Below are 25,931 nucleotides of genomic sequence, written 5' to 3'. Positions count from 1 at the left end.
CGGGCCCCCGGCCCACCCGGTCTCAGCGCCGCGCGGCGAGCCACTCCTGATGAGCGCTGAGCAGGGCGTTCTGTGCCCTGCTGTGGTCGACCGGGATCAGCAGCGAGGAGGTCGGTGAGTCCCAGATCGCCCTGACCTCGACCCGCCGACCGTCGTGCAGCTGCGCGATCACGACGGTCCGAGGGCTGCCGGATGGGGGAGGACGCAGCTGATGGACCTGCTCCCAGCGCAGCGACTGCGCAGGCCTGATCGGCCCGCACCAGCTGAACCCATGCGCGTCGATCCGGAGACCAGAGCGCTGCACGGACCAGAGGATGAAGACGCCTGCGCCGATCGCCAGCAGCGACGGCAGGAACAGCATGAGGAAGCCCGCACTCTCCAGGACCCACGTCAGGACGGTGGCCGCGATCCCTGCCGCTGCCCCGACCAGGATGACGAAGGGCCCGACGACGTAGTTCACCGTGGCGGCGAGGCCGCGGATGGTGATGCTCAAGAGCGATCTCCCACATGAGGGGTCACGGACCCGGCCACACTACTGCCCCGGCGTTGAGAGCCCTCACTCCACGATGGGGAGTTGTCCCCATGGGCAGGGCGAAGCCCGCTGAGTACCCTCGGGTCATTCGGGGACCAGAGGTGAGGATGTGCGGCATGGCGGGCTTCTACGGCAGCGATACGGATCACCTGCGACAGCACGGGGCTGCGTCGCGGCAGGGCGCGCAGGCCCTCATCGAGCTGACCGATCGGGTCACCGCTGTGATCGATGCGGCATCCTGGGTCGGTTCCGACGCGGAGGCCTTCCGCACCCAGTGGCACGGGACGGTCAAGGCCCGACTCCGCACGCAGGCGGACACCCTCCGCGGCACGGGCGATCAGCTCGACCAGCACGCCGAGGAGCAGGACCAGGCGTCCACGGCGGACGGCGGCGGAGGTGGCCTGCTCGACCTGATCGGTGACCCCCACGTCCAGCCGCCCCTGCTCGGAGGCCCGCTCAACGGCCTCCCGCTGACCGCCGACGTCCTCCGCGACCTGGCCGATGGTCTGGACAACTGGTTCACAGGTGGGGACGCCGAGGGCGATCAGCACCTGTACGGATCCGGGGAGGACTTCGGCGAGGGCCAGGTGGCCGCCGACGGACGTCCGATCGGTCCGTCCGACGCGGGAGGCTCCCACTGGGAGGGCAGGGAGATCGACAACGAGCGCGGGTACTCCGACGGCTACGCCGAGACCCGTGCGAGCGCGGGGGCGCACGCCACCCAGGACGAATATGGCAACCACACCGCGAGTGCAGGTGCCCGGGCCGGAGCCGAGATCGGCTTCGACGAGATGCTCTACGGCCCGGACGGAACGCCTCTCATCTCGGCGGACGGACGCGCCGGGGCGGAAGCCTACGCCGAGGGCGGTGCGAGCATCGGCCTCGACGGCGCGAGCGCCGGTGCCCGCGCCGGGGCGGGGGTCTACGGCGACATCTCGAACACCTTCCACGGCCCGATGGGCTCGAGCTACGAGATCGGGGTCGAGGGCTATGCGGGTGCACACGCTGAGGCGAACGCCTACGCGAACCTGACCCGTAACGAGGACGGCCAGATGAACGGCGTCGAGTGGGGCGCGGGAGCCGAAGCCTTCGCCGGTGCCGAAGGTGCTGTGGAGTTCGAGCGGACCAGCCCCGGTGGCTGGTTCTCCAGCGAGGGCTCCGTGGGTGCCCAGGGAGGCTTCGGTGCCGGTTCGTCGAGCGGGGGCTCCATCTCGACCGATGAGATCTCCTTCGGTTTGGGAGGCGAGTTCGCCGTCTACGGGGGAGGCACCGGCGACCTCTCGGCCGCAATCCACCCCAACGCCATCGTCGACTCCTTCACGCCCGGTGACTACAACCTCGATGACGCGTTCGGCGATGCCTCCGGAGCAGCTCACGATGCCGGGCACTGGGTGGCGGACACATGGCCCTTCTGAGCGGCTCCTCGGTGAGTGAGGAGGCGGGAGCCGGGGGCGTGGGGGCGGAGTGCATGCAGGATTTCCAGGTGGACGGACCCCAGGGTTGGTTCGTGGTGTCCGGTGGAGTGAGCGAGACCGCTGGTGCGGGAGCGGAGGCCAGCGGCGGCACGGTGACGGTCAGCCCCAATGCGATCCTCGAGTCCTTCACCCCGGCGACTACGACGTCGACAGCGTGATCGACGACGCGCAGGGCGCATGGAACGGCGCCACCGGCGCGGCGGGAACCGCGCTGAGCGCCGTCACCCCCTTCGACGGAACCGCGCCGGGAGCCGACTCCTTCGGAGGGTCAGCCGCTCAGCGACCCTGCGGTGGATTCTGGGCGAGCCACTGCTGATGCGCTCGGACCACCGCGGCCCCGGCTCGCAGATACCACGGATGCGCACCGGTGCTGTCATCGACGCTCTGCGTCTTGCGCAGCGGCGCGATCGGCACCACGGAGCCGTCGCGCAACCGGAGCAGCACTGCCTCACCAGGTTCGTGCATCGCGGGCACCACCTGTTGCACCTGCTCCCACAGCACGACGCCGCGGGCGCCGAACATCGTGGACCAGGCGACGCCGCGGTCCTCGAGATGCGCTGCGGCGCGGCGAGCGAGCAGGAAGAGCGCCACGCCGGCCGCGATCGCCAGCAGCCCGAGCAGCACCACGAGCACGGCACTCAGCAGCTCGCCGCGGACCAGCAGGGCCACTGCGAACAGCGCCGTGAAGACGCCGATGAAGCGAGCCCGGCAGTGGCCCACATGAGCCCGGAGCTCGATCCTGCGCGGACGGTGGTCGATCCGAGGGAGTCCTCTCCTCGGGGTCGGTGCCGGCTCAGCCCCGGCTGCGCGGCTGCTTGACCGGCGGTTCGCCGAGCTCGACGTCGCGGGTGAGGATCTCCTCGCCCTCCCCGACGGCCAGCTCGAGCTGCTCGACCCTTCCCAGCGCCGTGAGGTCCGCCGACGCCGCCTCCAGATGGGTCAGCGCCGCCTGCGGAGCCTCGATCGTGACCGAGAGGATCGGGGTCTTCTGGGAGACCTTCGCATCGGACTTGAGGCGCCGCAGCGTGATCGCGGCTTGCGCCACCGAGTCCACGAGTGCCGGGTCCTGACCGGCCGCGGCCTCACGCAGCGGCGCCGACTCCGGCCAGTCCTGGGTGTGGACGCTGCCGTCGCGCCACCACGACCAGACCTCCTCGGTCGCGAACACCACCACGGGCGCGAACAGGCGCAGCAGCACCTCGAGCGCGATCGCGAGCGCGGCGCGGGCCGAGGCGGCCCCGGCCTCACCGGCGGGGGAGTTGCCGTGCGCACGCTCCTTGACCAGCTCGATGTAGTCATCGCAGAACGCCCAGAAGAACGGTTCGACCGCTTCCAGGCTGCGGGCGTAGTCCATGTCCTCGAAGGCGGTCGTGGCCTGCTCGACGACCTGGGCCAGCTGTGCCAGCAGCGCCCGGTCCAGCGGATCGGTGACCACCGCCGGGTCCGCGGCGAGACGTCCCGCGGGATCGGCGGGTGCGTCACCGAAGCCGAGCGCGAACTTCGAGGCGTTGAGGATCTTGATCGCCAATCGGCGGCCGATCTTCATCTGTCCCTCGTCGAAGGCGGTGTCCACGCCCTGCCGGGCGCGGCCGGCCCAGTAGCGCACCCCGTCGGAGCCGTGCTGCTGCAGCAGCCCGAGGGGGGTGACCACGTTGCCCTTGGACTTGGACATCTTCTTGCGGTCCGGGTCCAGGATCCAGCCGTTGATCGAGGCGTGCTTCCACGGCAGCGAGTCCTGCTGCAGGTGGGAGCGCACGATGGTGGAGAACAGCCAGGTGCGGATGATGTCGTGGCCCTGGGGGCGCAGATCCATCGGGTAGACCTTGCTGAAGAGCTCGGGATCCGAGTTCCAGCCGCCCGCGAGCTGCGGGGTCAGCGAGGACGTGGCCCAGGTGTCGAGGATGTCGGGATCGGCGGTGAAGCCGCCCGGCTGATTGCGCTGGGACTCGGTGAAGCCGTCGGGCACGTCGATCGTGGGATCGACCGGCAGCGCCTCCACGGGCGGGGTGAGCACGGTGTCGTAGTCGGTCTCGCCGTCCTCGCCCACTGCGTACCAGAGCGGGAAGGGCACGCCGTAGAAGCGCTGGCGGGAGATCAGCCAGTCCCCGGTCAGGCCCTCGACCCAATTGCGGTAGCGGGACTCCATGTAGGCGGGGTGCCAGGTGAGCTCCGCGCCGCGCGCGATCAGCTCGTCACGCAGCCCGCCCTCGGTGGTGTCGCGGCCGCCGTTGGTCAGGTACCACTGGCGGGAGGTGACGAACTCCAGCGGCTTGTCGCCGTTCTCGTAGAACTTCACCGGGTGCATGATCTTCGTCGGCTCGCCCACCAGGTCGCCGGACTCGGTGACCATCTCGACCACGCGCTTCTGCGCGCTGAACACGGTCAGCCCGGCGAGCTCGGCGTAGCGGGCCCGACCCTCCTCGGTGGTGATCCACGGTGCCTCCGGCAGGAAGCGGCCGTCGCGACCCACCACGGAGCGGGTGGGCAGGGACAGCTCGCGCCACCAGGTGACGTCGTTGGAGTCGCCGAAGGTGCAGATCATCGCGATGCCGGCGCCCTTGTCGGGCTGGGCGAGGGGATGCGCCAGCACCGGTACCTCGACGCCGAACAGGGGGGAGGTGACGGTGGAGCCGAACAGACCCTGGTAGCGCTCATCGTCCGGGTGCGCCACGAGCGCGACGCAGGCCGGCAGCAGCTCGGGGCGGGTGGTCTCGATGTGGACCGTGGCGTCCTCTCCGGCACCTGCATCGGTGCGGGTGAAGCCGATCCGGTGATAGGCGCCCTCCCGCTCGCGGTCCTCCTGCTCGGCCTGCGCCACCGCGGTGCGGTAGGTGACGTCCCACATGGTGGGGGCCTCGGACTGGTAGGCCTGGCCCTGCTGCAGGTTCTCGAGGAACGCGCGCTGGGAGGTCGCGCGGGAGGCGGCGTTGATCGTCTGGTAGCTGTGATCCCAGTCCACCGAGAGGCCGAGGGCGCGGAACACGTCCTCGAAGGACCTCTCGTCCAGCGCGGTGAGCTGCTCGCACAGCTCGATGAAGTTGCGGCGCGAGATCGGCAGCTGGTTCGCGGCCTTCGCCGACTTGTTCGAGCCGCCCTCCTGCGGGGGAGTGAAGTCCTCCTGGTAGGGCAGCGAGGGGTCGCAGCGCACCCCGTAGTAGTTCTGGGCGCGACGCTCGGTGGGCAGGCCGTTGTCGTCCCAGCCCAGCGGGTAGAACACGTTCTTGCCGCGCATGCGCTGGTAGCGCACGATCATGTCAGCCTGGGAGTAGCCGAACACGTGGCCCACGTGCAGTGCGCCCGAGGCCGTCGGCGGCGGGGTGTCGACGCTGAAGACCTGGTCCCGGGTGGTCTCCGGGTCGAAGGCGTAGAGATCCTGCTCGCTCCATACGCTGTCCCACTTCTCCTCGAGGCCTTCGAGGGAAGGACGATCGGGGAGGGCGGAGTCGGGGCGCGGCGCGGTATCGGTCATGGGGGACATTGTTCCAGGTCTGCCGCGACGTGCAACGCAGGCGGCGACAGTGTGAGCGCCCTCGCTCCGGGCGCCGTCGCACGGACACAGCCACGAGGCGAGCGGTGGCTCTCTGCGGTCGTACGGTGGAGCCATGCCTCTCCAGCGCCTCGCCGTGGTCTCCGACGTGCACGGCAATCTCACCGCCTATCGGGCGGTGCTCGCCGACCTCGCCGCCCGGGGCATCACCCGGGTCCTGAACCTCGGCGACGTGGTGGGCAAGGGGCCGCGCGGCGCCGCCTGCGCCGCCCTGACCCGGGAGCGCTGCGAGGCGACCGTGCGCGGGAACTGGGAGGTGGTCATCGCCGGGGACGGCGAGCTGCGCAGCGAGGGCCAGGCCTGGTGGCGCCGTGAGCTGACCGCCGAGGACCGGCGGTGGCTGTTCGCGCTGCCCGGCAGCCTGGACCTCCGGCTCTCCGGCCGCCGGGTGCGTGCCCTGCACGCCTCTCCGGTCGACGAGTTCACCCGGGTCCTGCGAGGGCACAGCGCCGAGGAGTTCGCGATGATGTTCGCCCCGACCCCGTTCACCGGCGGCGAGCAGCCGGCGGACGTTGTCGTCTACGGCGACATCCACGATCCCTTCCTGCGCTCGGGCCGGGAGGGGATGCTGGTGAACGTCGGCAGCGTCGGCAACCAGCTCGATGACCCCACCCCCTCCTACGTCATCCTGGAGGGCGATCCCGACGGCGGGGCGGAGGCCCCGTTCGGGATCCAGTTCGTGCGGGTGCCCTACGACGTCGAGTCCGAGATCGCGGCGGCCCGCGCACGGGGCATGCCCGAGGCCGGAGCGTGGGAGATCGAGCTGCGCACCGGGGTCTATCGCGGGGCCCACGCGGCGCTGGGCCTCACCCTGGGAGCGGACTGAGCGTCACGGCACCCGCGCAGTCCACTCCTCGGTGCCGAACTTCGTCTCCACCAGCTCCCGGGCCGCGGCGAGCTCCTCCTCGGAGTAGGTCGAGTCCACCGTGTCGTACCGGGCGCGGAAGAACTTCAGGAATCCGTCGATGATCTGCTCGCGCGCCAGGCCCGTCTGCGAGCGCATCGGGTCCACGCGCTTGTTCGCGCTCCGGGTGCCCTTGTCGGAGAGCTTCTCCTTGCCGATCCGCAGCACCTCGCCCATCTTGTCGGCATCGATGTCGTAGCTCATCGTCACGTGGTGCAGCAGCACCCCGCCGGCGAAGCGGCGCTGCGCGGCGCCGCCGATCTTGCCCTGCTCGGAGGCGATGTCGTTCAGCGGCACGTAACGGGCCCTGACCCCGATCTCGGCCAGCGCCCCCATCACCCAGTCGTCGAGGTAGGCGTAGGACTGCTCGAAGCTGAGCCCCTCCACCAGGGAGGTGGGGACCACCAGCGAGTAGGTGATGCAGTTGCCCTGCTCCATGAACATGGCGCCACCACCGGTGATGCGTCGCACCACGCCGATGCCGTGCTCCGCCGCGCCCTCGGCGTCGATCTCGTTGCGCAGCGACTGGTAGGAGCCGATCACCACCAGCGGGGAGTCCCAGTCCCAGATCCGGAAGTGGGGGTTGCGGCGCCCGGCGACGACCTCCAGCGGCAGCACCTCGTCCAGGGCCACGTGCATCACCGGCGGCAGCACCACCGGATCGATGACATCGAAGGTGAGATCGCTCCAGCTGGTGGCGTGGCCGAGGGCGCGCCGGGTCGCGATCGCGACCGCCTCCTCGTCGAAGCCGATCAGCTGCACCGGGTCGGGGCGTGCGGCCAGCCGTGCCGTGATCGCGGCGGCCAGCTCGGTGGTGGTGGCGGTGGTGGACATGCCGGACAGGGCGGCGCCCAGGTCCTCCAGGGCGTCGTCCGGTTCGAGGAAGAAGTCCCCGAAGACATGGGCGGTCCCGATCCGCCCCTCCGCGACGGTCACGTCGACCGCCACCAGTTTGCCGTCGCGGACCTTGTACTCGCCGTGCTTGACCGGGCTCTCGCTGCGCTCATCCATGCCGCCATTGTCGCGCAGCGGCAGGCCGATGGGGTGCGCCGGCCCCGAGTCGGATCGCTCCGGGACGCGGCGCCGACGGGCCGTGCGCGCCATGCCTTCTCTGACATACTGAACATATGAGCAATCATGCAGATATAAGGGTTGGTCCCCTGGAGGCGATCTGCGCCCGGATCCCCGAGCAGTCAGCGGTGGCGGACGTCGCGGACGTCTTCTCCCTCCTCGGAGACCCCGCGCGGCTGCGGCTCCTGCTCGCGCTGCTCGAGGGGGAGCTGTGCGTGAGTGACCTGGCCGCGGTTACCGAGCACTCCGAGTCCGCGGTGTCCCATGCCCTGAAGCTGCTGCGCGCCCACCGGATCGTCGCGGTGCGCCGAGAGGGCCGACGGGCGTTCTATCGCCTCGACGACCCGCACGTGAGGATGCTGCTGGACCTCGCCGTCTCCCACGCCGCACACAGCAGGATGGAGCATCCCGAGCGAGAAGGTGCGAAGGAGGTCGCCTCATGACGCACGGCCACGGCCCGCCCACGGGCCACGCCGGGAGCGCTCATCGCTGGCGCCTGGCCACCGCCCTGGTGCTGATCGCCGGATTCTTCGTCGTCGAGCTGGTGGCGGGTCTGCTCTCCGGATCCCTCGCGCTCCTCTCCGACGCCGGTCACATGGCCGCGGACGTCGTGACCCTCGCGGCCGCGCTCGCCGCGACGCTGATCGCGGTGCGCCCGGACCGCAGCGGCCGGCGCACCTTCGGCCACTACCGCATCGAGGTGTTCGCCTCCCTGCTCGCGGTGCTGATCATGCTGGGCGTCGCCGCCGGTGTGGTGATCGCCGCGATCGGACGCCTCGGTCGCCAGATCGAGGTCGACTCCGGCCCGATGCTCGTCGTCGGCGTGCTGGGGCTCATCGTGAACCTCGTGGTGCTGGTGATGCTGCACGGCGGCGCGGGGGAGAGCCTGAACGTCAAGGGTGCCTATCTCGAGGTCATGGCCGACACGGTCGGCTCGCTCGGGGTCATCCTCGCCGCGGTGCTCCTGCGCGTCACCGGCGCCACCTGGATCGACACCGCGGTCGCGCTCGCCGTCGGCCTCTTCATCGCGGTGCGGGCGGTGATCCTGGCCCGCGAGGTGCTCGGGGTGCTGGGGCAGGCCGCGCCGACCGGCATCGACCCGGAGCGGGTGCGCGCCGACCTCGCCGCGATCGACGGGGTCGTCGAGGCCCACGACCTGCACCTGTGGACCCTCACCTCCGGGATGGAGGTCGCCACCGTGCATCTGGTGGTGGATCCCGGCAGGGACCCGCATCCGGTGCTCGATGCGGCCCAGGAGCTGCTCAGCGTCACCCACGGAATCGCGCACGCCACGGTCCAGACCGAGCCCACTGATCACCACGGCTGCCTGGAGATCGGCTGGTGAGGGCTGCCCGGGCCCGTGGTGCCCGCCTCCCCGCTCCGCGTACTGTGACGCCATGACCTCCGCGAAAGCCTCGACCACCACCGGGCCTCCGTCCCGCCTCACCGCCGTCGTCACCGGTGCCTCCTCGGGCATCGGTCGCGCCACCGCGCAGCGACTGGTCGCCGACGGCTGGCAGGTCCTCGCCGTCGCCCGGCGGGAGGAGCGACTGCGCACTCTCGCCGAGGAGACCGGCTGCGCCGTGCTCGGTGTGGACATCACCGACGACGAGTCGGTCGCAGCGCTCGTCGACCGGGCGGCGGAGCTGTTCGGCGACACCCTCAACACCGTCGTCCACGTCGCCGGCGGCGCCCTCGGCGTCGAGCCGGTCGCCGAGGCGGATCTCGGGAAGTGGCAGGGGATGTACGAGACCAATGTGCTCGGCGCCCTGCGCGTGACCCGGGCGCTGCTGCCCGCGCTGCGCCGCAGCGGTCGCGGTGACGTCCTCTTCGTGACCTCCGTGGCCGCGCACGAGGCCTATCCCGGCGGTTCCGGCTACAACGCCGCCAAGGCGGGCGAGCACATGCTCGCCCGCGCCCTCCGTCTCGAGCTGAACGGGGAGAAGGTCCGCGTCATCGAGATCGCCCCCGGCATGGTCCGCACCGAGGAGTTCTCCCTGGTGCGGCTCGGCGACCAGGACGCGGCCGACGCCGTCTACGACGGGGTCGAGGATCCGCTGACCGCCGAGGACTGCGCCGACGTCATCTCCTACGCCCTGAACGCGCCCCATCACGTCAATCTCGACCTGGTCACCGTGCGGCCTCTCGCCCAGGCCGCCGCCCATCGCATCGCCCGCCACCACGGGGTCTGATGGTCTTCGGCGGGGGCATGGGCGGCGGCGTCCGGATGCGCGATGGGCCGAAGCTCGCGCCCGGGCAGCGCCCCGACGTGCATCGCATGCTGTCGCTGTTCCGCCCCTACCGCGCCACCCTCGTCATGGTGCTGCTGCTGATCGTGCTGGCGGCCGCGATCGGGGTGGTCTCCCCGTTCCTGATCCGCGAGATCGTGGACGTCGCCCTGCCGCAGCAGCGGGCCGATGTGCTGGCCTGGGCGGTCGGCGGGCTGATCGCGGTCACCGTCGTCTCCAGCGCGCTGGGGGTCACCCAGGCGATGCTCTCCACCCGGGTGGGGCAGGCCGTGATGCATGATCTGCGGGTCTCGGTGTTCTCGCACCTGCAGCGCATGGGGCTGGGCTTCTTCACCCGCACCCGCACCGGCGAGATCCAGTCGAGGATCTTCTCGGACATCGGCTCGATGCAGGCCGTGGTCACCTCGGTGATGACACAGATCGTCGCCGCCGCGGCGGGGGTGCTGATGGCCCTGGTCGCGATGGTCGCCCTGGACTGGCGGCTGACGCTGTTCTCCCTGATCGCGCTGCCCTTCGCGGTGTGGATGAACCGGCGCGTCGGCCGCCGTCGGCGCGAGATCGTGCGCACGCGCCAGGAGAAGGCGGCCGATCTCTCCGCCGGCATCCAGGAGTCGCTGTCCGTCTCGGGGATCCTGCTGGGGGTGACGATGGGTCGCACCGAGGCGCTCACCCGCACCTTCTCCACCGACTCCCGTGAACTCGCCGATCTCGAGGTGCGCTCCACCATGGCCGGTCGCTGGCAGATGGCCGTGTTCACCACCTTGATGGCACTGTTCCCGGCGCTGACCTACCTGCTCGGCGGCCACCTGCTGTTCTCCGATCCGGAGGGGCAGGGCGTCACCATCGGCACCCTGGTCGCGTTCATCGCCCTGCAGTCGAGCCTGTTCCCGCAGCTCAACGGTCTGCTGCGGGTGGCGAACCAGGTGAGCAGCTCCCTCGCCCTGTTCACCCGGGTCTTCGAGTACCTCGACGCCCCGATCCTCATCCAGGACGCGCCGGAGGCGGTGGCACTGGATCCGGCGACGGTGCGCGGCCGGCTCCGCTTCGAGGGCGTCACCTTCACCTACCCCGGCGCCGAGGAGCCCGCCCTGGCCGGGCTGGACCTGGTGGTCCCGGCGGGGAAGCACACCGCGCTGGTGGGTGCGACCGGCTCGGGCAAGACCACCACCGGCTACCTCATGGCACGGCTGTACGAGCCGACCACAGGACGGATCACCCTGGACGGTCATGACCTCCGGGAGATCACGAGGGAGTCCCTCGCCGCGAGCATCGGCGTGGTGACCCAGGAGACCTACCTGCTGCACGCCAGCGTCGCGGTCAACCTGCGCTTCGCCCGGCCAGAGGCGAGCGATGCGGAGCTCGAGGCGGCATGCCGGATCGCCCAGATCCACGACCACGTCATGGGCCTGCCCGAGGGGTACGACACGGTGGTGGGGGAGCGCGGCTACCGCTTCTCCGGCGGGGAGAAGCAGCGCCTGGCCCTGGCGCGCACGATCCTGCGGGACCCGCCGGTGCTGCTGCTGGACGAGGCCACCTCCGCTCTGGACGTCGCCACCGAGCGGGCGATGTCCGGGGCGCTGGCCGCCGTCGCCCGCGGGCGCACCACGGTCTCGATCGCCCATCGGCTCTCGACCATCCGCCACGCCGATCAGATCCTCGTGCTGGAGCACGGGCGCCTCGTCGAGCGGGGCACCTACGACGAGCTGGTCGCCACCGGCGGCCACTTCGCCGAGCTGGCCCGTCAGGACGCCTGGCGCGAGGACGAGGCGTCCGAGTAGCGGTTCCCCGCGGGTGCCGCCGGGCGCCTCGGCCCGGAGTACGACCAAAGGTGGAGGCAGCTCTCCACCCAGCGCAGGATGTGCGGACCGCCTCGTGCGAGGGAGGATCAGTGCCTCGGAGCGCATCGCAGGACGAGCAGAGGTGCGCTCACCGTCTCAGCGCGCACCTGACCAGCAGGGCGGAGAGGACACCACTGTGGCGACGACGCATCCCGAGAGGTCCGGGACCCGGCTGCACCGGGCAAAGCCCGCCGTCGGTCGTCCCCTGCTCTTCTCGCTCCTGCTCTCCGCGGCCGCCCTCGGGACGCTGCTCCTGCTGGTGACCGGGCCGAGCATCGGGCTGCCGCTCGCCGTGGGCAGTGCTGCGGCGCTCATCGTCCTGGTGGTGCTGGCCTGGATCGTCGCCGGCCCGCGTCTCTGAAGGAATCACCCACAGGCGCTCGGTGCGGGGGGCGCCTCAGACGTCGATCTCGATCTCGCCCTCGCCGCGCGAGACGCAGGTGATCATCTGATCGGCGCGCTCATCGTCCATGAGGAACTCGTCCATGTGCTCGACCTCGCCGGAGACCAGCGGCACCACGCAGGTGCCGCACACGCCCCCCTCGCACGAATAGTCCATCGGGATGTCGGCGTCGAGCAGCGCGTGGAGGAGGGAGTGGCCCTCGTCGACCTCGACCGTGATCCCCGACGTCAGGCACTTCGCGGTGAAGGGCTCTCCGAACAGCGACATCCTCGCTCCTTCTGCAGCGTCCGCCGCATGATGCGGGGCGGCTCCGTGAAGAATTCAGTCTTCCACGACCTCACCGCTGCGACGTGGTGAGTCGCGCCTCGTCATCGCCTGTCCCGGCCGAGCCACGGGCCGCTCACCGGGGGACGGGATCGTCCCGCTCGATGCTCCGACGCGGCATCTCGGGCGCCGTCGGGGCAGGAGCGGGCGCGGAGACCGCCGCCCGGCCCGCCGGCGCGGCCTGCGGGGAGGGCGTGACCGCCAGGGCGGAGGGGCCGAAGCTGAGCACCAGCAGCGCCGCAGCGCCCAGGGCCGAGGCTCCGGCCGTCGCCCGGCTGCGCCGGGAAGCGGCGTCGTCGTCCATCTCGTCTCCTCCTGCTGGGGGGCGGCGTCCTCATCGCCGCTGTGGCCATTCCACCCGCCGCTGCTGGGCAGGCACTGGGCATGGGGTCCGGTGACCCTGGGACCGGGATCGGCCGTGCCGGGCCGGCGGGCTGTTCCCCGCGTCTCCTCCGCCCGTTGCGGACGTGACCCGCTGCGGGCCTCCGCGTACACTCCCCCCATCGGCATCGACCCGGCCATCACCGGAGAGCCGCGGGAAGAACCGCCCACCGTCCGCTTCCGGGCGCGGGCCCAGTAGAACCCGCCGGGACCAGCCCGTCATCGCTGAGGAACAAGGGGAGGCCCTGCGTCGCATCCGTCGGCGCGAGGCATCAACCGAGGTGGTACCGCGCCCCCGACCACTGGGTCGGGAAGCGTCCTCGGAGCGCATGTCGTCCTTTCGCCGCCCCTGCCCTGCCTCGGAGGTCCGTCCTCATGGTCTACCCGGTCACCGGAGACTCCCTCGTCCCCTCACCGCACCTGCCCGCGCTCGAGAACGCCGTCCAGGAGTTCTGGCACGCCGACGACACCTTCCGCGCCTCGATCGCGCAGCGCGAGGGAGCGGAGGAGTTCGTCTTCTACGACGGGCCGCCCTTCGCCAACGGCCTGCCGCACTACGGCCACCTGCTCACCGGCTTCGTCAAGGACGTCATCCCGCGCTTCCGCACGATGTGCGGGAACAAGGTGGATCGCCGCTTCGGCTGGGACACCCACGGCCTGCCCGCCGAGCTCGAGGCGATGCGGGAACTGGGCATGACCGAGAAGTCCGAGATCGAGGCGATGGGCCTGCAGGAGTTCAACAACGCCGCCCGGGCCTCGGTGCTGAAGTACACCGAGGAGTGGGAGGACTACGTCACCCGCCAGGCCCGCTGGGTCGATTTCGAGAACGACTACAAGACCCTCGACGTCACCTTCATGGAGTCGGTGCTGTGGGCGTTCAAGACCCTGTACGACAAGGACCGCGCCTACGAGGGCTACTACGTGCTGCCCTACTGCTGGAAGGACCAGACGCCGCTGAGCGCGCACGAGCTGCGCATGGATGACGACGTCTACCAGGAGCGCCAGGACCAGACCGTCACTGTCACCTTCCCGTTCACCGGGGAGAAGGCTGCGGAGCTGGGCCTACAGGGCGTCAGGGCCTTGGCCTGGACCACCACCCCCTGGACCCTGCCCACGAACTTCTCCCTCGCCGTCGGCCCCGAGCTCGAGTACGCGGTGGTCCCTGCCGGACCGCTCGGCGCCGCCGACGGCACCGCCGCGGGCGAGGGCCGCTTTCTGATGGCGACCGCACTGCTGGGCAGCTACGCCAAGGAGCTCGGCTACGAGGGCGCCGAGGACGTCCTCGCCGCCCGTGAGGAGCGCGCCTTCGCCGGGCGCGAGCTCGAGCACATGGCCTATCAGCCCCTGTGGACGGTCTACTCCGAGGACCGGGAGAGGTGGGGCACCGAGAACGCCTGGATCGTCACCGTCGCCGACTACGTCTCCACCGATGACGGCACCGGCGTGGTCCATCAGGCCACCGCCTACGGCGAGATCGACCAGCAGGTCAACGCCGCCTACGGCATCCCCGTGATCGTCTCGGTCGACGAGGGCGCACAGTTCCTGGACTACTTCGCCGGCACCGATCTCGACGAGATCGCCGGGGTGCAGGTGTTCGAGGCGAACCGTCCGCTGATCCGCAGCCTCCAGCGCTCCGGGCGCCTGCTGCGCGAGGCCAGCTATGTGCACTCCTACCCGCACTGCTGGCGCTGCCGGAACCCCCTGATCTACAAGGCCGTCAGCTCCTGGTACGTGAAGGTCGCCGATCAGCGCGAGCGGATGCTCGAGCTGAACGAGCAGATCGACTGGGTGCCCGGCAACGTCAAGGACGGCCAGTTCGGCAAGTGGCTCGAGGGCGCTCGCGACTGGGCCATCTCCCGCAACCGCTACTGGGGTTCGCCGATCCCGGTGTGGAAGAGCGATGACCCGAACCATCCCCGCACCGAGGTGTACGGCTCCCTGGCGGAGCTCGAGGAGGCCTTCGGCACCCTTCCGCGCGACGAGCACGGCGAGGTCAACCTCCATCGCCCCTACATCGACGAGCTGACCCGCCCGAACCCCGACGACCCCACCGGGCGCTCGGCCATGCGCCGCGTCGAGGAGGTCTTCGACGTCTGGTTCGACTCCGGCTCGATGCCCTACGCGCAGGTGCACTACCCCTTCGAGAACACCGACTGGTTCGAGTCCCACAACCCCGCGGATTTCATCGTGGAGTACATCGGGCAGACCCGCGGCTGGTTCTACGTCATGCACGTGCTGTCCACCGCGCTGTTCGACCGTCCGGCCTTCACCTCGGTGATCTGCCACGGCATCGTGCTCGGCGAGGACGGGCAGAAGATGTCCAAGTCGCTGCGCAACTACCCCGACGTGCGGGAGATGTACGACTCCTACGGCGCCGACGCCATGCGCTGGTTCCTGATGGCCTCGCCGATCCTGCGCGGCGGGAACCTGATCGTCGACGAGCCGAAGATCCGCGACACCACCCGCCACGTGCTGCTGCCGCTGTGGAACGTCTGGTACTTCCTGGGCCTGTACGCCAATGCCGCCGGTCCCAAGGACTCAGGCGGTCGGCCGACGGGCTACCGCGGCCGGACCCGCTACGAATCCGGCGACGTGATGGACCGCTACCTGCTGGCCCGCACCGGAGACCTGGTGCGCGAGGTGAAGGAGTCGATGACCGCGCTGGCGATCGCGGACGCCGCCGAGCTGATCCAGGACTACCTGGACATGCTCACCAACTGGTACGTGCGCCGCTCCCGCGACCGCTTCTGGGAGGGCGATGAGCAGGCGATCGACGTGCTCGCGACCTGCCTGGAGACCCTCTGCCAGGTGGCGGCCCCGCTGCTGCCGATGGTCACCGAGGAGATCTGGAAGCAGCTCACCGGCGGGCGCTCCGTGCACCTGACCGACTGGCCGGATGCGGGCCTCTTCCCGCGCGATCCGGAGCTGGTGGCCCGGATGGACGACGTGCGCGCCATCGCCAGCGCCGGCAACGCCCTGCGCAAGAAGGAGCAGCTGCGGGCCCGCCTGCCGCTGGCGGAGCTGACCGTGGTCCACCACGACCCGGCCACCCTGGAGGCGTTCGCCGCGATCATCGCCGACGAGCTCAACGTCAAAGCCGTGCGCCTGCTGGACGTGGCGAGCGAGGAGGCCCAGGGCATGGGCGTCGAGCAGCGCCTGTCCGTCAACGCCCGCGCCGCCGGCCCGCGCCTGGGCAAGCAGGTCCAGACCGTGATCAAGGGGTCCAAGTCCGGCGACTGGTCCATGGACGAGGCCGGTCAGGTCACCTCCGGCGGGATCGCGCTGATCGAGGGCGAGTACTCCCTCGACCTGGTCGCCGGTCAGACCGCGGCGATGGAGGGACGCAGCATCGGCGTGCTGCGCGGCGGTGACTTCCTGGCGCTCGACACCCGGGTCACCGACGAGCTCGAGGCCGAGGGCACGGCCCGGGACGTGGTCCGCGCGATCCAGTCGGCACGCCGCGGCGCCGGGCTGGACGTCTCCGACCGGATCCGCCTGACGGTGGACGGCGACGACCCCGTCGTCGCGGCGGTCGCGACGCATCGTGAGCTGGTCGCGGGCGAGGTGCTGGCCGTGGAGTTCTCGGTCCCGGCCGCGCCGGCCGACGGAGCGCACAGCACGCGCGAGAAGGTCTCCGGCGGCACGGTCACCGTGTCGGTGGCCCGCGCCTGAGGCCGGCACTCGTCCCCGCGCCCGTCGAGTGCGACCCGCGGCACCTCCTGGGTGCGCTGAGAGGTGCCGTGCGCAGCACTCGGTGCCCGGAGCGCGTCCGATCCCCCGGGCAGTGCCCGCCGGGGTCCTGCCGCGCGAGCGTGCCATCCTGGGGCGGAGCCGAGACGAGAGGCGGGCAATGGTGAGTCGACGGGGGCTGCCGGCAGGGCTGGCCGGAGCGATCGCGGCCGGTGCTGCGGCCTGCACGGGCGGAGGCTTCGGCCGGGAGGCCGTCGCCGCGATCGAGGCGGTGGACGGGGTGAGCGCGACGGACCTCGAGTTCGGCTCGGGCGGTGCCCTCCAGGGCGTCGTCCGCGGCGTGATCACCATCGAGGCCGCGGACCGCGCCGAACTGCTGGCGATCTTCGATCACGCGATCGGTGCCCTGGTCGCCCTCGCCCTGGACAGCTCCCGGCAGGGCACGGAGATCCAGGAGGTGACCGGCACCGACGGTCGGGACGAGGTGGGGGTGCGGGACCTGCTGGCCAGCAGCGCGCCCGGGGAGCGGATCACCGTCTCGATGCTCGCCGATCGGTACTGACCGCGCGGGGTGGCACACGGCCGGGCCCGCTCAGTGGGGCCGCCGTCCCACGTCGACCACGTGGGACTCGGCGACGTAGGTGCCGTCCCCGAGGTACACCCCGGTCAGATCGCTCTGCAGCGCGGCGAGCACCGGATCGCTGCCGGTCGCGGACACCACGCCGGGGTGGTAGCCGTAGTCGTCGGTGCCCTCGACGAAGGACTCGTGATTGCGGGCGATCCCACCGATGCCGTCGGAGACCGGGACCTCGTAGCCCGGCAGCATCACCTCGTGCACGTTCGGGGACTGCACGGTGCCGCCGCCCCACTGGGCGCCCTGCAGGTCCGATTGGCTGATGGGGTCGCCGGTGAAGGTCGCCCCGTCCCCTCCCAGCTGCGGGTCCAGGCCCACCGGGCCGTGGGTGACGTTGACGATCTCGGTGCCGTCCTGTGCGGGGACCACGGACTGCAGCGGGGAGCCGACGGAGAAGCTGTGGGTGACGTCGTAGGTGCCGGCCGCCCCGGAGTCGCTGTTGAAGGTGGGATCGGCGGCCAGGTGCGAGGCGATGATCCCGCCCTGGGAGTGGCCCACGAACATGACGTCCGCGCCCGGCGGGACGTCGGCGGCGGCCATCGCCGCGCGCACATCGTCCATCGCGGCGGGATGATGTCCGGCGACCAGGCGCAGGTTCGAGGCCCAGTCGCGGGAGTTCTGCTGACCGCCCCAGGCGTCGGTCGAGCCGATGTCCGCCTCGGTGGGCGGGATCTGGGCGATGAAGACCGGCTCGCCCCCGTGCGCGCCGTGGATCTCCTGGATCCCGATCTGGCCCGCCTGCGGCGCCCGTCCCTCCACGCTGCTGACCCGCAGCGCATTGTTCCTGACGATCAGGTCGCCGAGCGTGTCCGGGGACGGCTGTGGGGCGGAGCTGCTCTCGACGGCGAACACGTGCCCGCCCGGGCGGTCGTCGAACAGAGGGGTGTCCTCCCCGGTGACCGCCTCGTAGACGCCGACGCCTCCCGATCCGGCGGTCACCGCCAGCGCGGCGACGGTCTCCGAGATCGAGGGGACGCGCTCGCCGGTGGCCCAGTCCTCGAGGATCCCGCCGAGGCCGTTCGCGTCCTCCTGGAACTGTGCGATCCCCTCGCTGCGGAGACCGAGGAGATCCAGCCCTCCTGCGAGCAGATCCGTGCCGGCGTCGAATCCCAGGCCGATCGCGTCCGAGGTGACGGAGGCGAGGCCCGAGACGGCCCCTTCCAGCGGCTCCTCGAGGATGTTCGGCAACCAGGGATCGTCTGCGGAGCGGTAGCCCGGGTCGGTCTCCCCGGTCGGGGCATCGGGGATGGTGCTCGGTCGCCCGGCCGGGCCGGACCCGCTGCCGTCGCGGTCGGAGGTGACGTCCTGCTGGTCGGCCTCGCCCTCGAGCCGGTCGCCGAGCGCGGCGAGCTCCCCGACGACGGCGGTCAGGCGCTGGGCCGCGAGCGTCGCCCAGAGATCGCGGAAGGCGTCGGCGTCGTCCCCGGTCCAGGCGGCCGCGGAGACGGCGGCATCGAGCCGGCCGCGGAGATCCTCCAGCTCGCCGGAGGCGGTGCGGAGACGACCGGCCTGGGTGCGGGCCGGCTCGGGGGCCATCCCCCAGAACTCGCTCATCGACCGGATCCCGCGGACTCGCAGGCGGCGGCGAAGCGCACGCCGTGCTCGAGGACCGGCACCGCGGTGCCCAGCACGTCACCGGGGGTGACCGGGTGGATCGCGCCGACAGCGGTGCCGTCGGCGTCGAGACGGTACCAGCCCGCGTCCCCGCGGACCCAGAGCCGTGACCACAGCACCGGCCGCTCCGCGACCGCGCCGTCCACATCGTGCAGGCTGAGGGAGAGGGAGACCCGCGGCCCCGCGGCGGTCAGGGCGTCGCGCAGACGCGGGTCAGGATCCGTGAGGTCGGCGAAGGCCTCCTCCGGGGAGATGCCGCGCTCCAGGGCGGCGCGGACCCGCTCGAGCTGCGCCTCGTCCGGCCGCAGCGCCGTCGCGGGCCCGGTGACGGTCAGGCGCGGGGCGTCCGCAGTGATCCCGGCCTCGCCCAGCAGCTCCTCCAACCGCGCGGGCACCTCGGAGACCGGCAGCATCTGCCACACCGAGGGACCATCGGCCGTGGAGGCCTCGATGCCGGTGACCGCGGGGGAGAGCGCCGCCCGGAGGCGCCGGGTGCTGCCGCGATGCGTGACAGCGAGGGTCAGCAGCGCGGGAGCGGTGAACTGGCGCAGCGCGAGCGCACGCTCCGCCGCGCCCGGTGCGGCCTGCCCCGCCGGGGCGGAGGGGACGAGACGGCGGTACACCGGGTTCCAGTGGCGGACCTGCGAGTCCAGCAGCGCCCACCGGGCCGCCTGCTCGACGGTGGCGGTCATGGACGGCACGGTGCCTCCTGGGGTGCGGGACGCTGATGTCCGGAGCGTATGCAGGGACGGGTGGAACGGCCATGGGCAGGACTCCCCATGCAGGGGGTCCCGGGTCCGCGGCGGGCTGTGGTCTCGACTCGGTCTCGGCTGGTCACCAGCGGTGTCCGCGGAGGCGGGGCGGTCGTAGGATGGGTACGGATCCGGCTGGGGATCCCCCGACCTCGGAGTGCATCATGTCCCGCCCTGTTCGCCGTGCGCACGGCACGGCCCCCGTCCCGACCGTGATGGACGCGACCCGCTCGCCGGGCCGGCGCCTCGGACTGGTCCTGCTCGCGCTGCTGATGGTCGCCGCCGCGCTGACGGCGGCCCCGTCCGCCCGCGCCGAGGATCCGCCGCCCGGACTCGGGGGCTTCTCCGCGAACTACCTCATCACCGAGACGATGATGTGGAACAGCGGATATCTGACCCGTGCGGAGGTCGACGACGTCCTCGAGGACAGAGGTGCCCGGTGCGTCGACGGCACGGACGGTGCCCCCTGCCTGAAGAACCTCAGGGCCGACACCCCCGAGCGGCCCGCCACCGACTACTGTGCGGCGATCCCCGCGGTCTCCGATGCGACGGCCGCTCGCATCATCACCGACGTCGCCCTCGCCTGCGACGTGAACCCCGCAGTGCTCATCGTCATGCTGCAGAAGGAGCAGGGGCTGATCACCACCCGCGACGCCACGCAGAAGCAGCTGGACGAGGCGCTGGGCTTCCGCTGCCCGGACTTCGAAGGCTGCGCCGAGGAGTACAAGGGCTTCACGCATCAGATCTATCACGCGGCCTCCCGCCTGCAGGAGTACGGCGACCCGGACAAGCACTTCACCTATCAGGCCGGGGGCACCTACGACATCCAGTACAGCCCCTACCCGTTCTGCGGCTACGGCGAGGTGCAGATCGCCAACCGCGCCACCGCGGCGCTGTACAACTACACCCCGTTCACCCCCACTCAGGCCACCCTCGACGCCGGGGCGGCCGCCGTGCCCGACGACGTCTGCGCCACCTACGGCAACCGCAACTTCTTCCGCACCTTCTCGCTGTGGTTCGAATCCCCGACCGGCACCCCGGAGGACCGCTCGCCGCAAGCCGCGCCGTGGGGGAAGGACCCCGCCGCCCCGTTCGTCGACGTGCCCTACGGCAGCTCGATCTTCTTCACCGAGATCGCGTGGATGGAATTCACCGAGCTCTCGACCGGCTGGCCGGACGGCACCTACCGGCCGCTGCAGCCGATCAATCGCGACGCGATGGTCGCCTTCCTGTATCGGGCGGCCGGGGAGCCGGAGGTCGACCTGCCGTCCCGGTCTCCGTTCACGGACGTCAGCCCGGGCAGCTCGATCTTCTACGAGGAGATCGTCTGGGCGGAGTCGGTGGGGATCACGAACGGCTGGCCGGACGGCACGTTCCGGCCGTTGGAGCCGGTCAACCGCGACGCGATGGCCGCCTTCCTCTACCGTGCCGACGGCGCGCCGGCGTTCACCGCCCCGGTCACCTCGCCGTTCACCGACGTGAGCGAGCGCAGCTCGATCTTCTACGAGGAGATCACCTGGGCCGAGGACGTCGGCATCACCACCGGCTGGCCCGACGGCACCTACCGGCCGCTGCAGCCGATCAAACGCGACGCGATGGCGGCTTTCGTCTATCGGATGACCGTGGACTGATCCCCCGACCCCTAGCGCTTCCCGAGGGACCCTGCGGGCGACAGCCGCATCCGGGCGCTCACGGAGCACGGCCACGTCACCGGCGACGGCCTCCAGCCGCCGGCCGTGCCTGCGCAGCTGGTCGGTGTCCATGCCCCAGAACACGCTGCTCGCCCCCTTGCTCCGTCGGCCCGACGCGATCCGTCGTCGGCTCGCTCCGAATCTATGCAGGATGGGGAGCGCCGCCGGCTCCGCGGCCCGCGCTGGGGACGCAGCGTGGGTGTGGAGGAACGGTCCCTCCCGCGCCGTGACCATCACCGCTGCGCAGCCGTCGCGCCCGGCCCGGACCCGGCCCCGCCTCGTACACTGAGCGACGCCCGTCCCACCCGCTGACCCCTTCCAGGAGCCGCTGTGCCGAGTTCTCCCCGCCCGGGTACGTCCCGCCAGGCCATGTCGCCCGAGCTGCGAGAGGTCTATGCGGCGCTGCTCGAGCGCGCCCCGGAGAACCGGATCGAACCGGACCTGAGCCGCATCCAGCGGGTGATGGAGCTGATGGGGGACCCGCAGAACTCCTACCGCTCGATCCGCATCGCCGGCACCAACGGCAAGACCACCACTGCCCGCATCCTGGAGCGGATCCTGCGCGAGGCCGGGCTGCGCACCGGACGCACCACCAGCCCGCACCTGCGCTCTCCCGTGGAGCGGATCGCGATCGACGGCGCCTCCATCGACGAGGACGGCTTCCTGCAGGCATACCGGGACGTGGAGCCCTTCGCGGCGATCGTCGACGCGGAGTCCGCGGCCGCCGGCGGGCCGCCGCTGACCTACTTCGAGTACCTGGTGGCGATGTCCTTCCAGGCCTTCGCCTCGGCCCCGGTGGACGTCGCCGTGGTGGAGACCGGCCTGGGCGGCACCTGGGACGCCACCGGCGCAGTCGACCCCGATGTCACCGTCATCACCCCGATCTCCCTGGACCACCGGGACTACCTGGGCGAGACCATCGCCGAGATCGCGGGGGAGAAGGCCGGCATCCTCACCGCCGGCGCCACGGCGATCATCGCCTCCCAGCCCTACGAGGACGCGGCCGACGTCATCCGCGAGCGGATCACCGAGCTCGCCGCCGTCGCCGCGATCGAGGATCAGCAGATCGGCGTGCTCTCCCGCACCCCGGGTGTGGGCGGGCAGATGATCGCCCTGCAGGGCATCGCCGCCCGCTACGAGGAGGTGTTCCTCTCCCTGCTGGGCGAGCACCAGGCCCGCAACGCCCTGCTGGCCGTCGCCGCCGCGGAAGCACTGCTGGGCGACGGGACCACCGTGCTGGACGGGGAGATGCTCAGCGCAGCCCTGTCCACGGTGACGTCCCCGGGCCGCGCCGAGGTGGTGCGCCAGGCGCCGACGGTGCTGGTCGACGCCGCACACAACCCCGCCGGCGCCCTCACCCTGGTCGAGACCGTGCGGGAGAACTTCCGCTTCACCCGCACCGTGGGCCTGGTGGGAATCCTGCAGGAGAAGGACGCGGAGGAGATCCTCGACGTCCTCGAACCGCTGCTGGAGACCGTGGTGATCACCCAGTCCAGCTCGCCGCGCGCCCTCCCCGCGGACCGACTCGCGGACCTGGCCCGGGACATCTTCGGCGACGACGAGAGGGTGGTGGAGATCGCGAGCCTGCCCGACGCCATCCAGTCCGCCGTGGACCTCGCCGAGACCGATGGCGACCAGTTCGGCGGCGTGGTCGCGGCCGGCTCCGTCACCCTCGCGGCCGAGGTGCGCGAGCTGCTGGGCGCCGAGGGGGAGTGAGCATGGACCTGGACCTCACCCCCTCGGCTCGCGCCCACGGCGGGCAGCGGATCATCGCCGCCACCGTGCTGGTGATCGAGGCGTTCGTGGTGTTCTTCGCCGCCCTGGTCGCCCACCAGCTGGTTCCCGAGGACCGTGTGATCACCTGGGTGTGGTCCCTGACCACCGTGCTCGCCCTGCTGGCCTGCTCCGGTCTGCTGCGCCGCGGCGGCGCCCGACCCTACTGGGCGGGGCTGGTGCTCCAGCTGCCCGTGATCCTGCTGGGACTCCAGCTCGGCGTGATGTGGGTGGTGGGGATCGCCTTCGCGGCCCTGTACACCTACGGAACCTTCACCGGGCACCGCCTGGACGCGGAGAAGGACGCCGTGGACGCCCAGGTGTGGGCCGCCCGCGCCCGCGAGGAGGACGACGGCACCGCCTGAGGCGCCCACCGGGGCGACGGATCCGCCCGACGGGACCGGCCCGGCGGACCGTTCCGAGCACCCCGGTCTCCGTGGGTACCCTGGTGCCATGACCGCACAGCGCACACTCGTCCTGCTCAAGCCCGACGCCGTCCAGCGCGGCCTGCGCGGGGAGATCATCCGCCGCATCGAGACCAAGGGCTACGAGATCGTCGCCCTCGCCCAGCGCACCGCCACCGCCGAAGAGCTCGCCGCCCACTACGCCGAGCACGAGGGCAAGCCCTTCCATCCCGGCCTGGTGGCGTACATGGGTGCCGCCCCGCTGGTCGCCATCGTCGCCGAGGGAGTGAACGTGATCCCCGGCTTCCGCACCCTGGCCGGCGCCACCAACCCCACCGAGGCGGCCCCCGGCACCATCCGCGGGGACCTCGCCTGCGAGCAGGACCTGCCCGTGATCCAGAACCTCGTGCACGGCTCCGACTCCGAGGAGTCCGCCGCCCGCGAGATCGGGATCTGGTTCCCCGAGCTCGGCTGACACGCGCCGCCACGGGCATCCCGGCGCCGGCGCGTGAGCAGACTCGCACGGGCATCTCGCCGACGGCGGGGTGCGGACGTGCACAATGGCGGCATGGGTCTGTCCTTCCCCGTCATCGCCTTCCTGGTCCTCGCCGTGCTGCTCGCGGTGGGGATCCTGGTCGTGGTCGCCATGCCGCACCTGCGGGGCACCGACCGGCGGGCAGACCCCGACGACGCCGATCGGCAGGAGTCGCCCTCGGCCCGTCACACGTCCCGCACCGGCCGCTGAGCACCGGTCCCGCCGTGGGAACCCGTCCAGGAGGAGTCCTGGCCGCCGCCTACACTGGCAGCTGTCCTCGCCGCCTCGCCGGCGACCCCGACCCCGGAGGTGACCTGTGGAACCCGATGCCCTGCTTGCGCTGATCGCCGGTGGCGGCGGTGGTGTCCTCGTCCTGGGTGCCGGCGCCTGGGCCTACATCCGCAGCCGGGGTCGCAAGCGCTCCGGGGACGAGACCCCGCCGAGCGGGTCCACGACCGATGCCGCGGAGACGGGCACCGAGAGCCCCCGTACCGCGACCGCGGTCAAGGAGCGCCCGACCACCCAGGACCGCACCGGCACCCAGGACCGCCCGGCCCCGCCCACCTGGGCCGACACGCTGTCCGCCCCCGCCCCGAAGTCGGCCGACAAGGCGCAGACCCCGGCCGATGGTGAGACCGCAGCGACCGACGGGGCGACCACGACCGAGGGCGCGACGTCCACCGGACCGGGGACCGAGGACTCGGCCGCGCCGACGACCGGAGAGACGAGCCCGCCGACCGAGGACCCGGCCGCCGCCCCGGACACCGATGAGCCCTTCGACCAGGAGACCGCCCCGGAGACAGGCGTCGTCGAGGGCCCGTCGGCCGCACCGGCCGCCGCGGCCGGGACCGTCCCCGCCGACGAGACGACCGCGCCCGCCGACTCCGCTCCGGCGGAGACGACCGCGCCCGCCGACTCCGCTCCGGCGGAGACGACCGCGCCCGTCGACGAGGCGCAGAAGACCGCACCCGTCGACGAGGCGCAGATGACCGCACCCGTCGACGAGGCGCAGATGACCGCGCCCGTCGAGGACGCGGAGACCGCCGAAGCCCCGCCGACCGCCGCCCCGGGCCCCGCGATCGAGACCCCGGAGGCCCCCGCCGACCGGATGGTGCGCCTGCGCGAGCGGCTCGCCCGCTCCGGCGCGCTGGGCCGCGGGATCCTCACCCTGCTCACCCGCGGCAGTGGCGTGGACGAGGACACCTGGGACGAGATCGAGGAGACGCTGCTGCTGGCGGACCTCGGCCCCGACGCCACCGACGAGATGCTCGAGAACCTCCGCGAGCGGATCAAGGTCCTCGGCACCGACGACGCCGAGGCCGTGCGCGAGGTGCTGCGCGAAGAGCTCGTGGCGCTGGTGAACCCGGACCTCGACCGCCGCCTGGCCGCCACCCGCCGCGAGGCGCCCGACGGCACCGAGGTCCCCTCGGTGCTGCTCATGGTGGGCGTCAACGGCACCGGCAAGACCACCACCGTCGGCAAGCTCGCCCGCGTCCTGGTCGCCGCCGAGCGCTCCGTCGTGCTCGGCGCGGCGGACACCTTCCGCGCCGCGGCCGCCGAGCAGCTGACCACCTGGGGCGCCCGGGTGGGCGTGGACACCGTCCGCTCCGATCGCGAGGGTGCCGACCCCGCCGCAGTCGCCTTCGACGCCGTCAAGGAGGGCATCCGGCAGGAGGTCGACGTGGTCATCATCGACACCGCCGGCCGCCTGCAGAACAAGAAGGGTCTGATGGACGAGCTCGGCAAGGTGCGCCGCGTGGCCGAGAAGGGCCTGCACGGCGACGAGGTCGCCGAGGTGCTGCTGGTCATCGACGCCACCACCGGGCAGAACGGCATGCAGCAGGCCCGGGTCTTCTCCGAGGCCGTGAACATCACCGGCATCGTGCTGACCAAGCTCGACGGCACCGCCAAGGGCGGCATCGTCGTCAACGTCCAGCGTGAACTGGGCGTGCCGGTGAAGATGGTGGGCCTCGGCGAGGGCGTGGACGACCTCACCCCCTTCGACCCGTACGGCTTCGTCGACGCGCTGCTGGAGGGCTGATATGTAGGTCTTCCTGTCAAGTGTGCAGGGTGAAGCGGGGGCATCCACTGGCCGGTGGGTGCCCCCGCTTCGG

The 25,931-nt window shown here is 71.7% G+C and carries 24 protein-coding genes; 16 read left to right on the top strand and 8 right to left on the bottom strand.

Annotation, left to right across the window (positions count from 1 at the left end):
- Positions 1–22: 22 nt before the first annotated feature.
- Entirely contained in the window at positions 23–493 is a 471-nt protein-coding gene (locus ACHUEU_RS08690) for a hypothetical protein (RefSeq protein ID WP_394215535.1), read from the bottom strand.
- A 155-nt stretch (positions 494–648) separates the two neighbouring features.
- Between ACHUEU_RS08690 and ACHUEU_RS08685 the strand changes: the two genes are divergently transcribed.
- A complete protein-coding gene (locus ACHUEU_RS08685; RefSeq protein ID WP_394215534.1) occupies positions 649–1,947 on the top strand; it encodes a WXG100 family type VII secretion target in 1,299 nt (432 codons plus the stop codon).
- Positions 1,935–2,165, top strand: a complete 231-nt coding sequence (locus ACHUEU_RS08680) for a hypothetical protein (protein WP_394215533.1) — start codon at positions 1,935–1,937, stop codon at positions 2,163–2,165. The genes ACHUEU_RS08685 and ACHUEU_RS08680 overlap by 13 nt, the downstream gene beginning before the upstream one ends.
- 118 nt (positions 2,166–2,283) lie before the next feature.
- On the opposite strand, the gene ACHUEU_RS08675 is transcribed toward ACHUEU_RS08680, so the two are convergent.
- Together ACHUEU_RS08675 and valS are read right to left on the bottom strand one after the other, a co-directional pair.
- Positions 2,284–2,727, bottom strand: coding sequence for a hypothetical protein (locus ACHUEU_RS08675; RefSeq protein ID WP_394215532.1), 444 nt, complete (start codon positions 2,725–2,727; stop codon positions 2,284–2,286).
- Positions 2,728–2,800: 73 nt separating this feature from the next.
- Positions 2,801–5,476: a valine--tRNA ligase gene (valS, locus tag ACHUEU_RS08670; RefSeq protein ID WP_394215531.1), complete on the bottom strand. Its 2,676-nt coding sequence runs from the start codon at positions 5,474–5,476 to the stop codon at positions 2,801–2,803.
- Between the two features lie 133 nt (positions 5,477–5,609).
- Between valS and ACHUEU_RS08665 the strand changes: the two genes are divergently transcribed.
- A complete protein-coding gene (locus ACHUEU_RS08665; RefSeq protein ID WP_394215530.1) occupies positions 5,610–6,380 on the top strand; it encodes a metallophosphoesterase family protein in 771 nt (256 codons plus the stop codon).
- 3 nt (positions 6,381–6,383) lie between these two features.
- Here ACHUEU_RS08665 and ACHUEU_RS08660 read toward each other — a convergent pair whose 3' ends face one another.
- A complete protein-coding gene (locus ACHUEU_RS08660) occupies positions 6,384–7,469 on the bottom strand; it encodes a lipoate--protein ligase family protein (protein ID WP_394215529.1) in 1,086 nt (361 codons plus the stop codon).
- Positions 7,470–7,585: 116 nt separating this feature from the next.
- On the opposite strand from ACHUEU_RS08660, the gene ACHUEU_RS08655 reads away from it, so the two are divergent.
- The 5 genes from ACHUEU_RS08655 to ACHUEU_RS08635 all read left to right on the top strand — a co-directional run bounded on the left by ACHUEU_RS08655 (position 7,586) and on the right by ACHUEU_RS08635 (position 11,977).
- The gene (locus ACHUEU_RS08655; RefSeq protein ID WP_394215527.1) at positions 7,586–7,972 is read left to right on the top strand and encodes an ArsR/SmtB family transcription factor; all 387 of its coding nucleotides are present in this window, start codon (positions 7,586–7,588) and stop codon (positions 7,970–7,972) included.
- The gene (locus ACHUEU_RS08650; protein WP_394215526.1) at positions 7,969–8,874 is read left to right on the top strand and encodes a cation diffusion facilitator family transporter; all 906 of its coding nucleotides are present in this window, start codon (positions 7,969–7,971) and stop codon (positions 8,872–8,874) included. The genes ACHUEU_RS08655 and ACHUEU_RS08650 overlap by 4 nt, the downstream gene beginning before the upstream one ends.
- A 52-nt stretch (positions 8,875–8,926) precedes the next feature.
- A complete protein-coding gene (locus ACHUEU_RS08645; RefSeq protein WP_394215525.1) occupies positions 8,927–9,721 on the top strand; it encodes an SDR family oxidoreductase in 795 nt (264 codons plus the stop codon).
- The gene (locus tag ACHUEU_RS08640) at positions 9,721–11,556 is read left to right on the top strand and encodes an ABC transporter ATP-binding protein (protein ID WP_394215524.1); all 1,836 of its coding nucleotides are present in this window, start codon (positions 9,721–9,723) and stop codon (positions 11,554–11,556) included. The genes ACHUEU_RS08645 and ACHUEU_RS08640 overlap by 1 nt, the downstream gene beginning before the upstream one ends.
- Before the next feature lie 196 nt (positions 11,557–11,752).
- Complete coding sequence (locus tag ACHUEU_RS08635; protein WP_394215523.1) at positions 11,753–11,977, top strand: hypothetical protein; 225 nt, start codon at positions 11,753–11,755, stop codon at positions 11,975–11,977.
- Positions 11,978–12,013: 36 nt separating this feature from the next.
- Here the strand turns inward: ACHUEU_RS08635 and ACHUEU_RS08630 are convergent, their stop codons facing one another.
- Positions 12,014–12,286: a 2Fe-2S iron-sulfur cluster-binding protein gene (locus ACHUEU_RS08630; RefSeq protein WP_394215522.1), complete on the bottom strand. Its 273-nt coding sequence runs from the start codon at positions 12,284–12,286 to the stop codon at positions 12,014–12,016.
- Positions 12,287–12,419: 133 nt separating this feature from the next.
- Positions 12,420–12,647 carry a hypothetical protein gene (locus tag ACHUEU_RS08625; protein WP_394215521.1) on the bottom strand — a complete coding sequence of 76 codons (228 nt, stop codon included), beginning with the start codon at positions 12,645–12,647 and terminating at the stop codon, positions 12,420–12,422.
- Positions 12,648–13,099: 452 nt separating this feature from the next.
- On the opposite strand from ACHUEU_RS08625, the gene ileS reads away from it, so the two are divergent.
- Both ileS and ACHUEU_RS08615 read left to right on the top strand, forming a co-directional pair.
- Positions 13,100–16,396: an isoleucine--tRNA ligase gene (gene ileS / locus ACHUEU_RS08620; protein ID WP_394215520.1), complete on the top strand. Its 3,297-nt coding sequence runs from the start codon at positions 13,100–13,102 to the stop codon at positions 16,394–16,396.
- 178 nt (positions 16,397–16,574) lie between these two features.
- Positions 16,575–16,976 carry a hypothetical protein gene (locus ACHUEU_RS08615; RefSeq protein WP_394215519.1) on the top strand — a complete coding sequence of 134 codons (402 nt, stop codon included), beginning with the start codon at positions 16,575–16,577 and terminating at the stop codon, positions 16,974–16,976.
- Positions 16,977–17,006: 30 nt separating this feature from the next.
- On the opposite strand, the gene ACHUEU_RS08610 is transcribed toward ACHUEU_RS08615, so the two are convergent.
- Together ACHUEU_RS08610 and ACHUEU_RS08605 are read right to left on the bottom strand one after the other, a co-directional pair.
- A complete protein-coding gene (locus tag ACHUEU_RS08610) occupies positions 17,007–18,602 on the bottom strand; it encodes a WXG100 family type VII secretion target (RefSeq protein WP_394215518.1) in 1,596 nt (531 codons plus the stop codon).
- Positions 18,599–19,354 (bottom strand): hypothetical protein, encoded by a 756-nt coding sequence (locus ACHUEU_RS08605; RefSeq protein WP_394215517.1) that lies wholly within the window; start codon positions 19,352–19,354, stop codon positions 18,599–18,601. The genes ACHUEU_RS08610 and ACHUEU_RS08605 overlap by 4 nt, the downstream gene beginning before the upstream one ends.
- Before the next feature lie 224 nt (positions 19,355–19,578).
- Between ACHUEU_RS08605 and ACHUEU_RS08600 the strand changes: the two genes are divergently transcribed.
- The 6 genes from ACHUEU_RS08600 to ftsY all read left to right on the top strand — a co-directional run bounded on the left by ACHUEU_RS08600 (position 19,579) and on the right by ftsY (position 25,858).
- Entirely contained in the window at positions 19,579–21,045 is a 1,467-nt protein-coding gene (locus tag ACHUEU_RS08600) for an S-layer homology domain-containing protein (RefSeq protein ID WP_394215516.1), read from the top strand.
- A 429-nt stretch (positions 21,046–21,474) separates the two neighbouring features.
- A complete protein-coding gene (locus ACHUEU_RS08595) occupies positions 21,475–22,821 on the top strand; it encodes a bifunctional folylpolyglutamate synthase/dihydrofolate synthase (protein ID WP_394215651.1) in 1,347 nt (448 codons plus the stop codon).
- 2 nt (positions 22,822–22,823) lie between these two features.
- Positions 22,824–23,243: a DUF4233 domain-containing protein gene (locus tag ACHUEU_RS08590; protein WP_394215515.1), complete on the top strand. Its 420-nt coding sequence runs from the start codon at positions 22,824–22,826 to the stop codon at positions 23,241–23,243.
- An 88-nt stretch (positions 23,244–23,331) separates the two neighbouring features.
- Positions 23,332–23,757: a nucleoside-diphosphate kinase gene (gene ndk / locus ACHUEU_RS08585; RefSeq protein WP_394215514.1), complete on the top strand. Its 426-nt coding sequence runs from the start codon at positions 23,332–23,334 to the stop codon at positions 23,755–23,757.
- 93 nt (positions 23,758–23,850) lie between these two features.
- Positions 23,851–24,027 (top strand): hypothetical protein, encoded by a 177-nt coding sequence (locus ACHUEU_RS08580; RefSeq protein WP_394215513.1) that lies wholly within the window; start codon positions 23,851–23,853, stop codon positions 24,025–24,027.
- A 106-nt stretch (positions 24,028–24,133) separates the two neighbouring features.
- On the top strand, positions 24,134–25,858 hold the full coding sequence (gene ftsY, locus ACHUEU_RS08575; RefSeq protein WP_394215512.1) for a signal recognition particle-docking protein FtsY: 1,725 nt from the start codon (positions 24,134–24,136) through the stop codon (positions 25,856–25,858).
- Positions 25,859–25,931: the final 73 nt, after the last annotated feature.

This window comes from Brachybacterium vulturis, from assembly GCF_043641765.1.
GTDB lineage: Bacteria > Actinomycetota > Actinomycetes > Actinomycetales > Dermabacteraceae > Brachybacterium > Brachybacterium vulturis_A.
The sequence above is the reverse complement of the archived record's forward strand: the minus strand, read 5'-3'. Positions and strand labels throughout refer to the sequence as shown.

Coding starts and splice junctions, on each gene's coding strand:
- ACHUEU_RS08615 (WP_394215519.1), top strand. CDS start 16,575: ATGGTGAGTCGACGGGGGCTGCCGGCAGGGCTGGCCGGAGCGATCGCG.
- ACHUEU_RS08680 (WP_394215533.1), top strand. CDS start 1,935: ATGGCCCTTCTGAGCGGCTCCTCGGTGAGTGAGGAGGCGGGAGCCGGG.
- ACHUEU_RS08600 (WP_394215516.1), top strand. CDS start 19,579: ATGTCCCGCCCTGTTCGCCGTGCGCACGGCACGGCCCCCGTCCCGACC.
- ACHUEU_RS08665 (WP_394215530.1), top strand. CDS start 5,610: ATGCCTCTCCAGCGCCTCGCCGTGGTCTCCGACGTGCACGGCAATCTC.
- ACHUEU_RS08650 (WP_394215526.1), top strand. CDS start 7,969: ATGACGCACGGCCACGGCCCGCCCACGGGCCACGCCGGGAGCGCTCAT.
- ACHUEU_RS08660 (WP_394215529.1), bottom strand. CDS start 7,469: ATGGATGAGCGCAGCGAGAGCCCGGTCAAGCACGGCGAGTACAAGGTC.
- ACHUEU_RS08595 (WP_394215651.1), top strand. CDS start 21,475: ATGTCGCCCGAGCTGCGAGAGGTCTATGCGGCGCTGCTCGAGCGCGCC.
- ACHUEU_RS08640 (WP_394215524.1), top strand. CDS start 9,721: ATGGTCTTCGGCGGGGGCATGGGCGGCGGCGTCCGGATGCGCGATGGG.
- ACHUEU_RS08610 (WP_394215518.1), bottom strand. CDS start 18,602: ATGAGCGAGTTCTGGGGGATGGCCCCCGAGCCGGCCCGCACCCAGGCC.
- ACHUEU_RS08580 (WP_394215513.1), top strand. CDS start 23,851: ATGGGTCTGTCCTTCCCCGTCATCGCCTTCCTGGTCCTCGCCGTGCTG.
- ACHUEU_RS08655 (WP_394215527.1), top strand. CDS start 7,586: ATGAGCAATCATGCAGATATAAGGGTTGGTCCCCTGGAGGCGATCTGC.
- ileS (WP_394215520.1), top strand. CDS start 13,100: ATGGTCTACCCGGTCACCGGAGACTCCCTCGTCCCCTCACCGCACCTG.
- ACHUEU_RS08625 (WP_394215521.1), bottom strand. CDS start 12,647: ATGGACGACGACGCCGCTTCCCGGCGCAGCCGGGCGACGGCCGGAGCC.
- ACHUEU_RS08685 (WP_394215534.1), top strand. CDS start 649: ATGGCGGGCTTCTACGGCAGCGATACGGATCACCTGCGACAGCACGGG.
- ACHUEU_RS08630 (WP_394215522.1), bottom strand. CDS start 12,286: ATGTCGCTGTTCGGAGAGCCCTTCACCGCGAAGTGCCTGACGTCGGGG.
- ACHUEU_RS08645 (WP_394215525.1), top strand. CDS start 8,927: ATGACCTCCGCGAAAGCCTCGACCACCACCGGGCCTCCGTCCCGCCTC.
- ACHUEU_RS08605 (WP_394215517.1), bottom strand. CDS start 19,354: ATGACCGCCACCGTCGAGCAGGCGGCCCGGTGGGCGCTGCTGGACTCG.
- valS (WP_394215531.1), bottom strand. CDS start 5,476: ATGACCGATACCGCGCCGCGCCCCGACTCCGCCCTCCCCGATCGTCCT.
- ndk (WP_394215514.1), top strand. CDS start 23,332: ATGACCGCACAGCGCACACTCGTCCTGCTCAAGCCCGACGCCGTCCAG.
- ACHUEU_RS08590 (WP_394215515.1), top strand. CDS start 22,824: ATGGACCTGGACCTCACCCCCTCGGCTCGCGCCCACGGCGGGCAGCGG.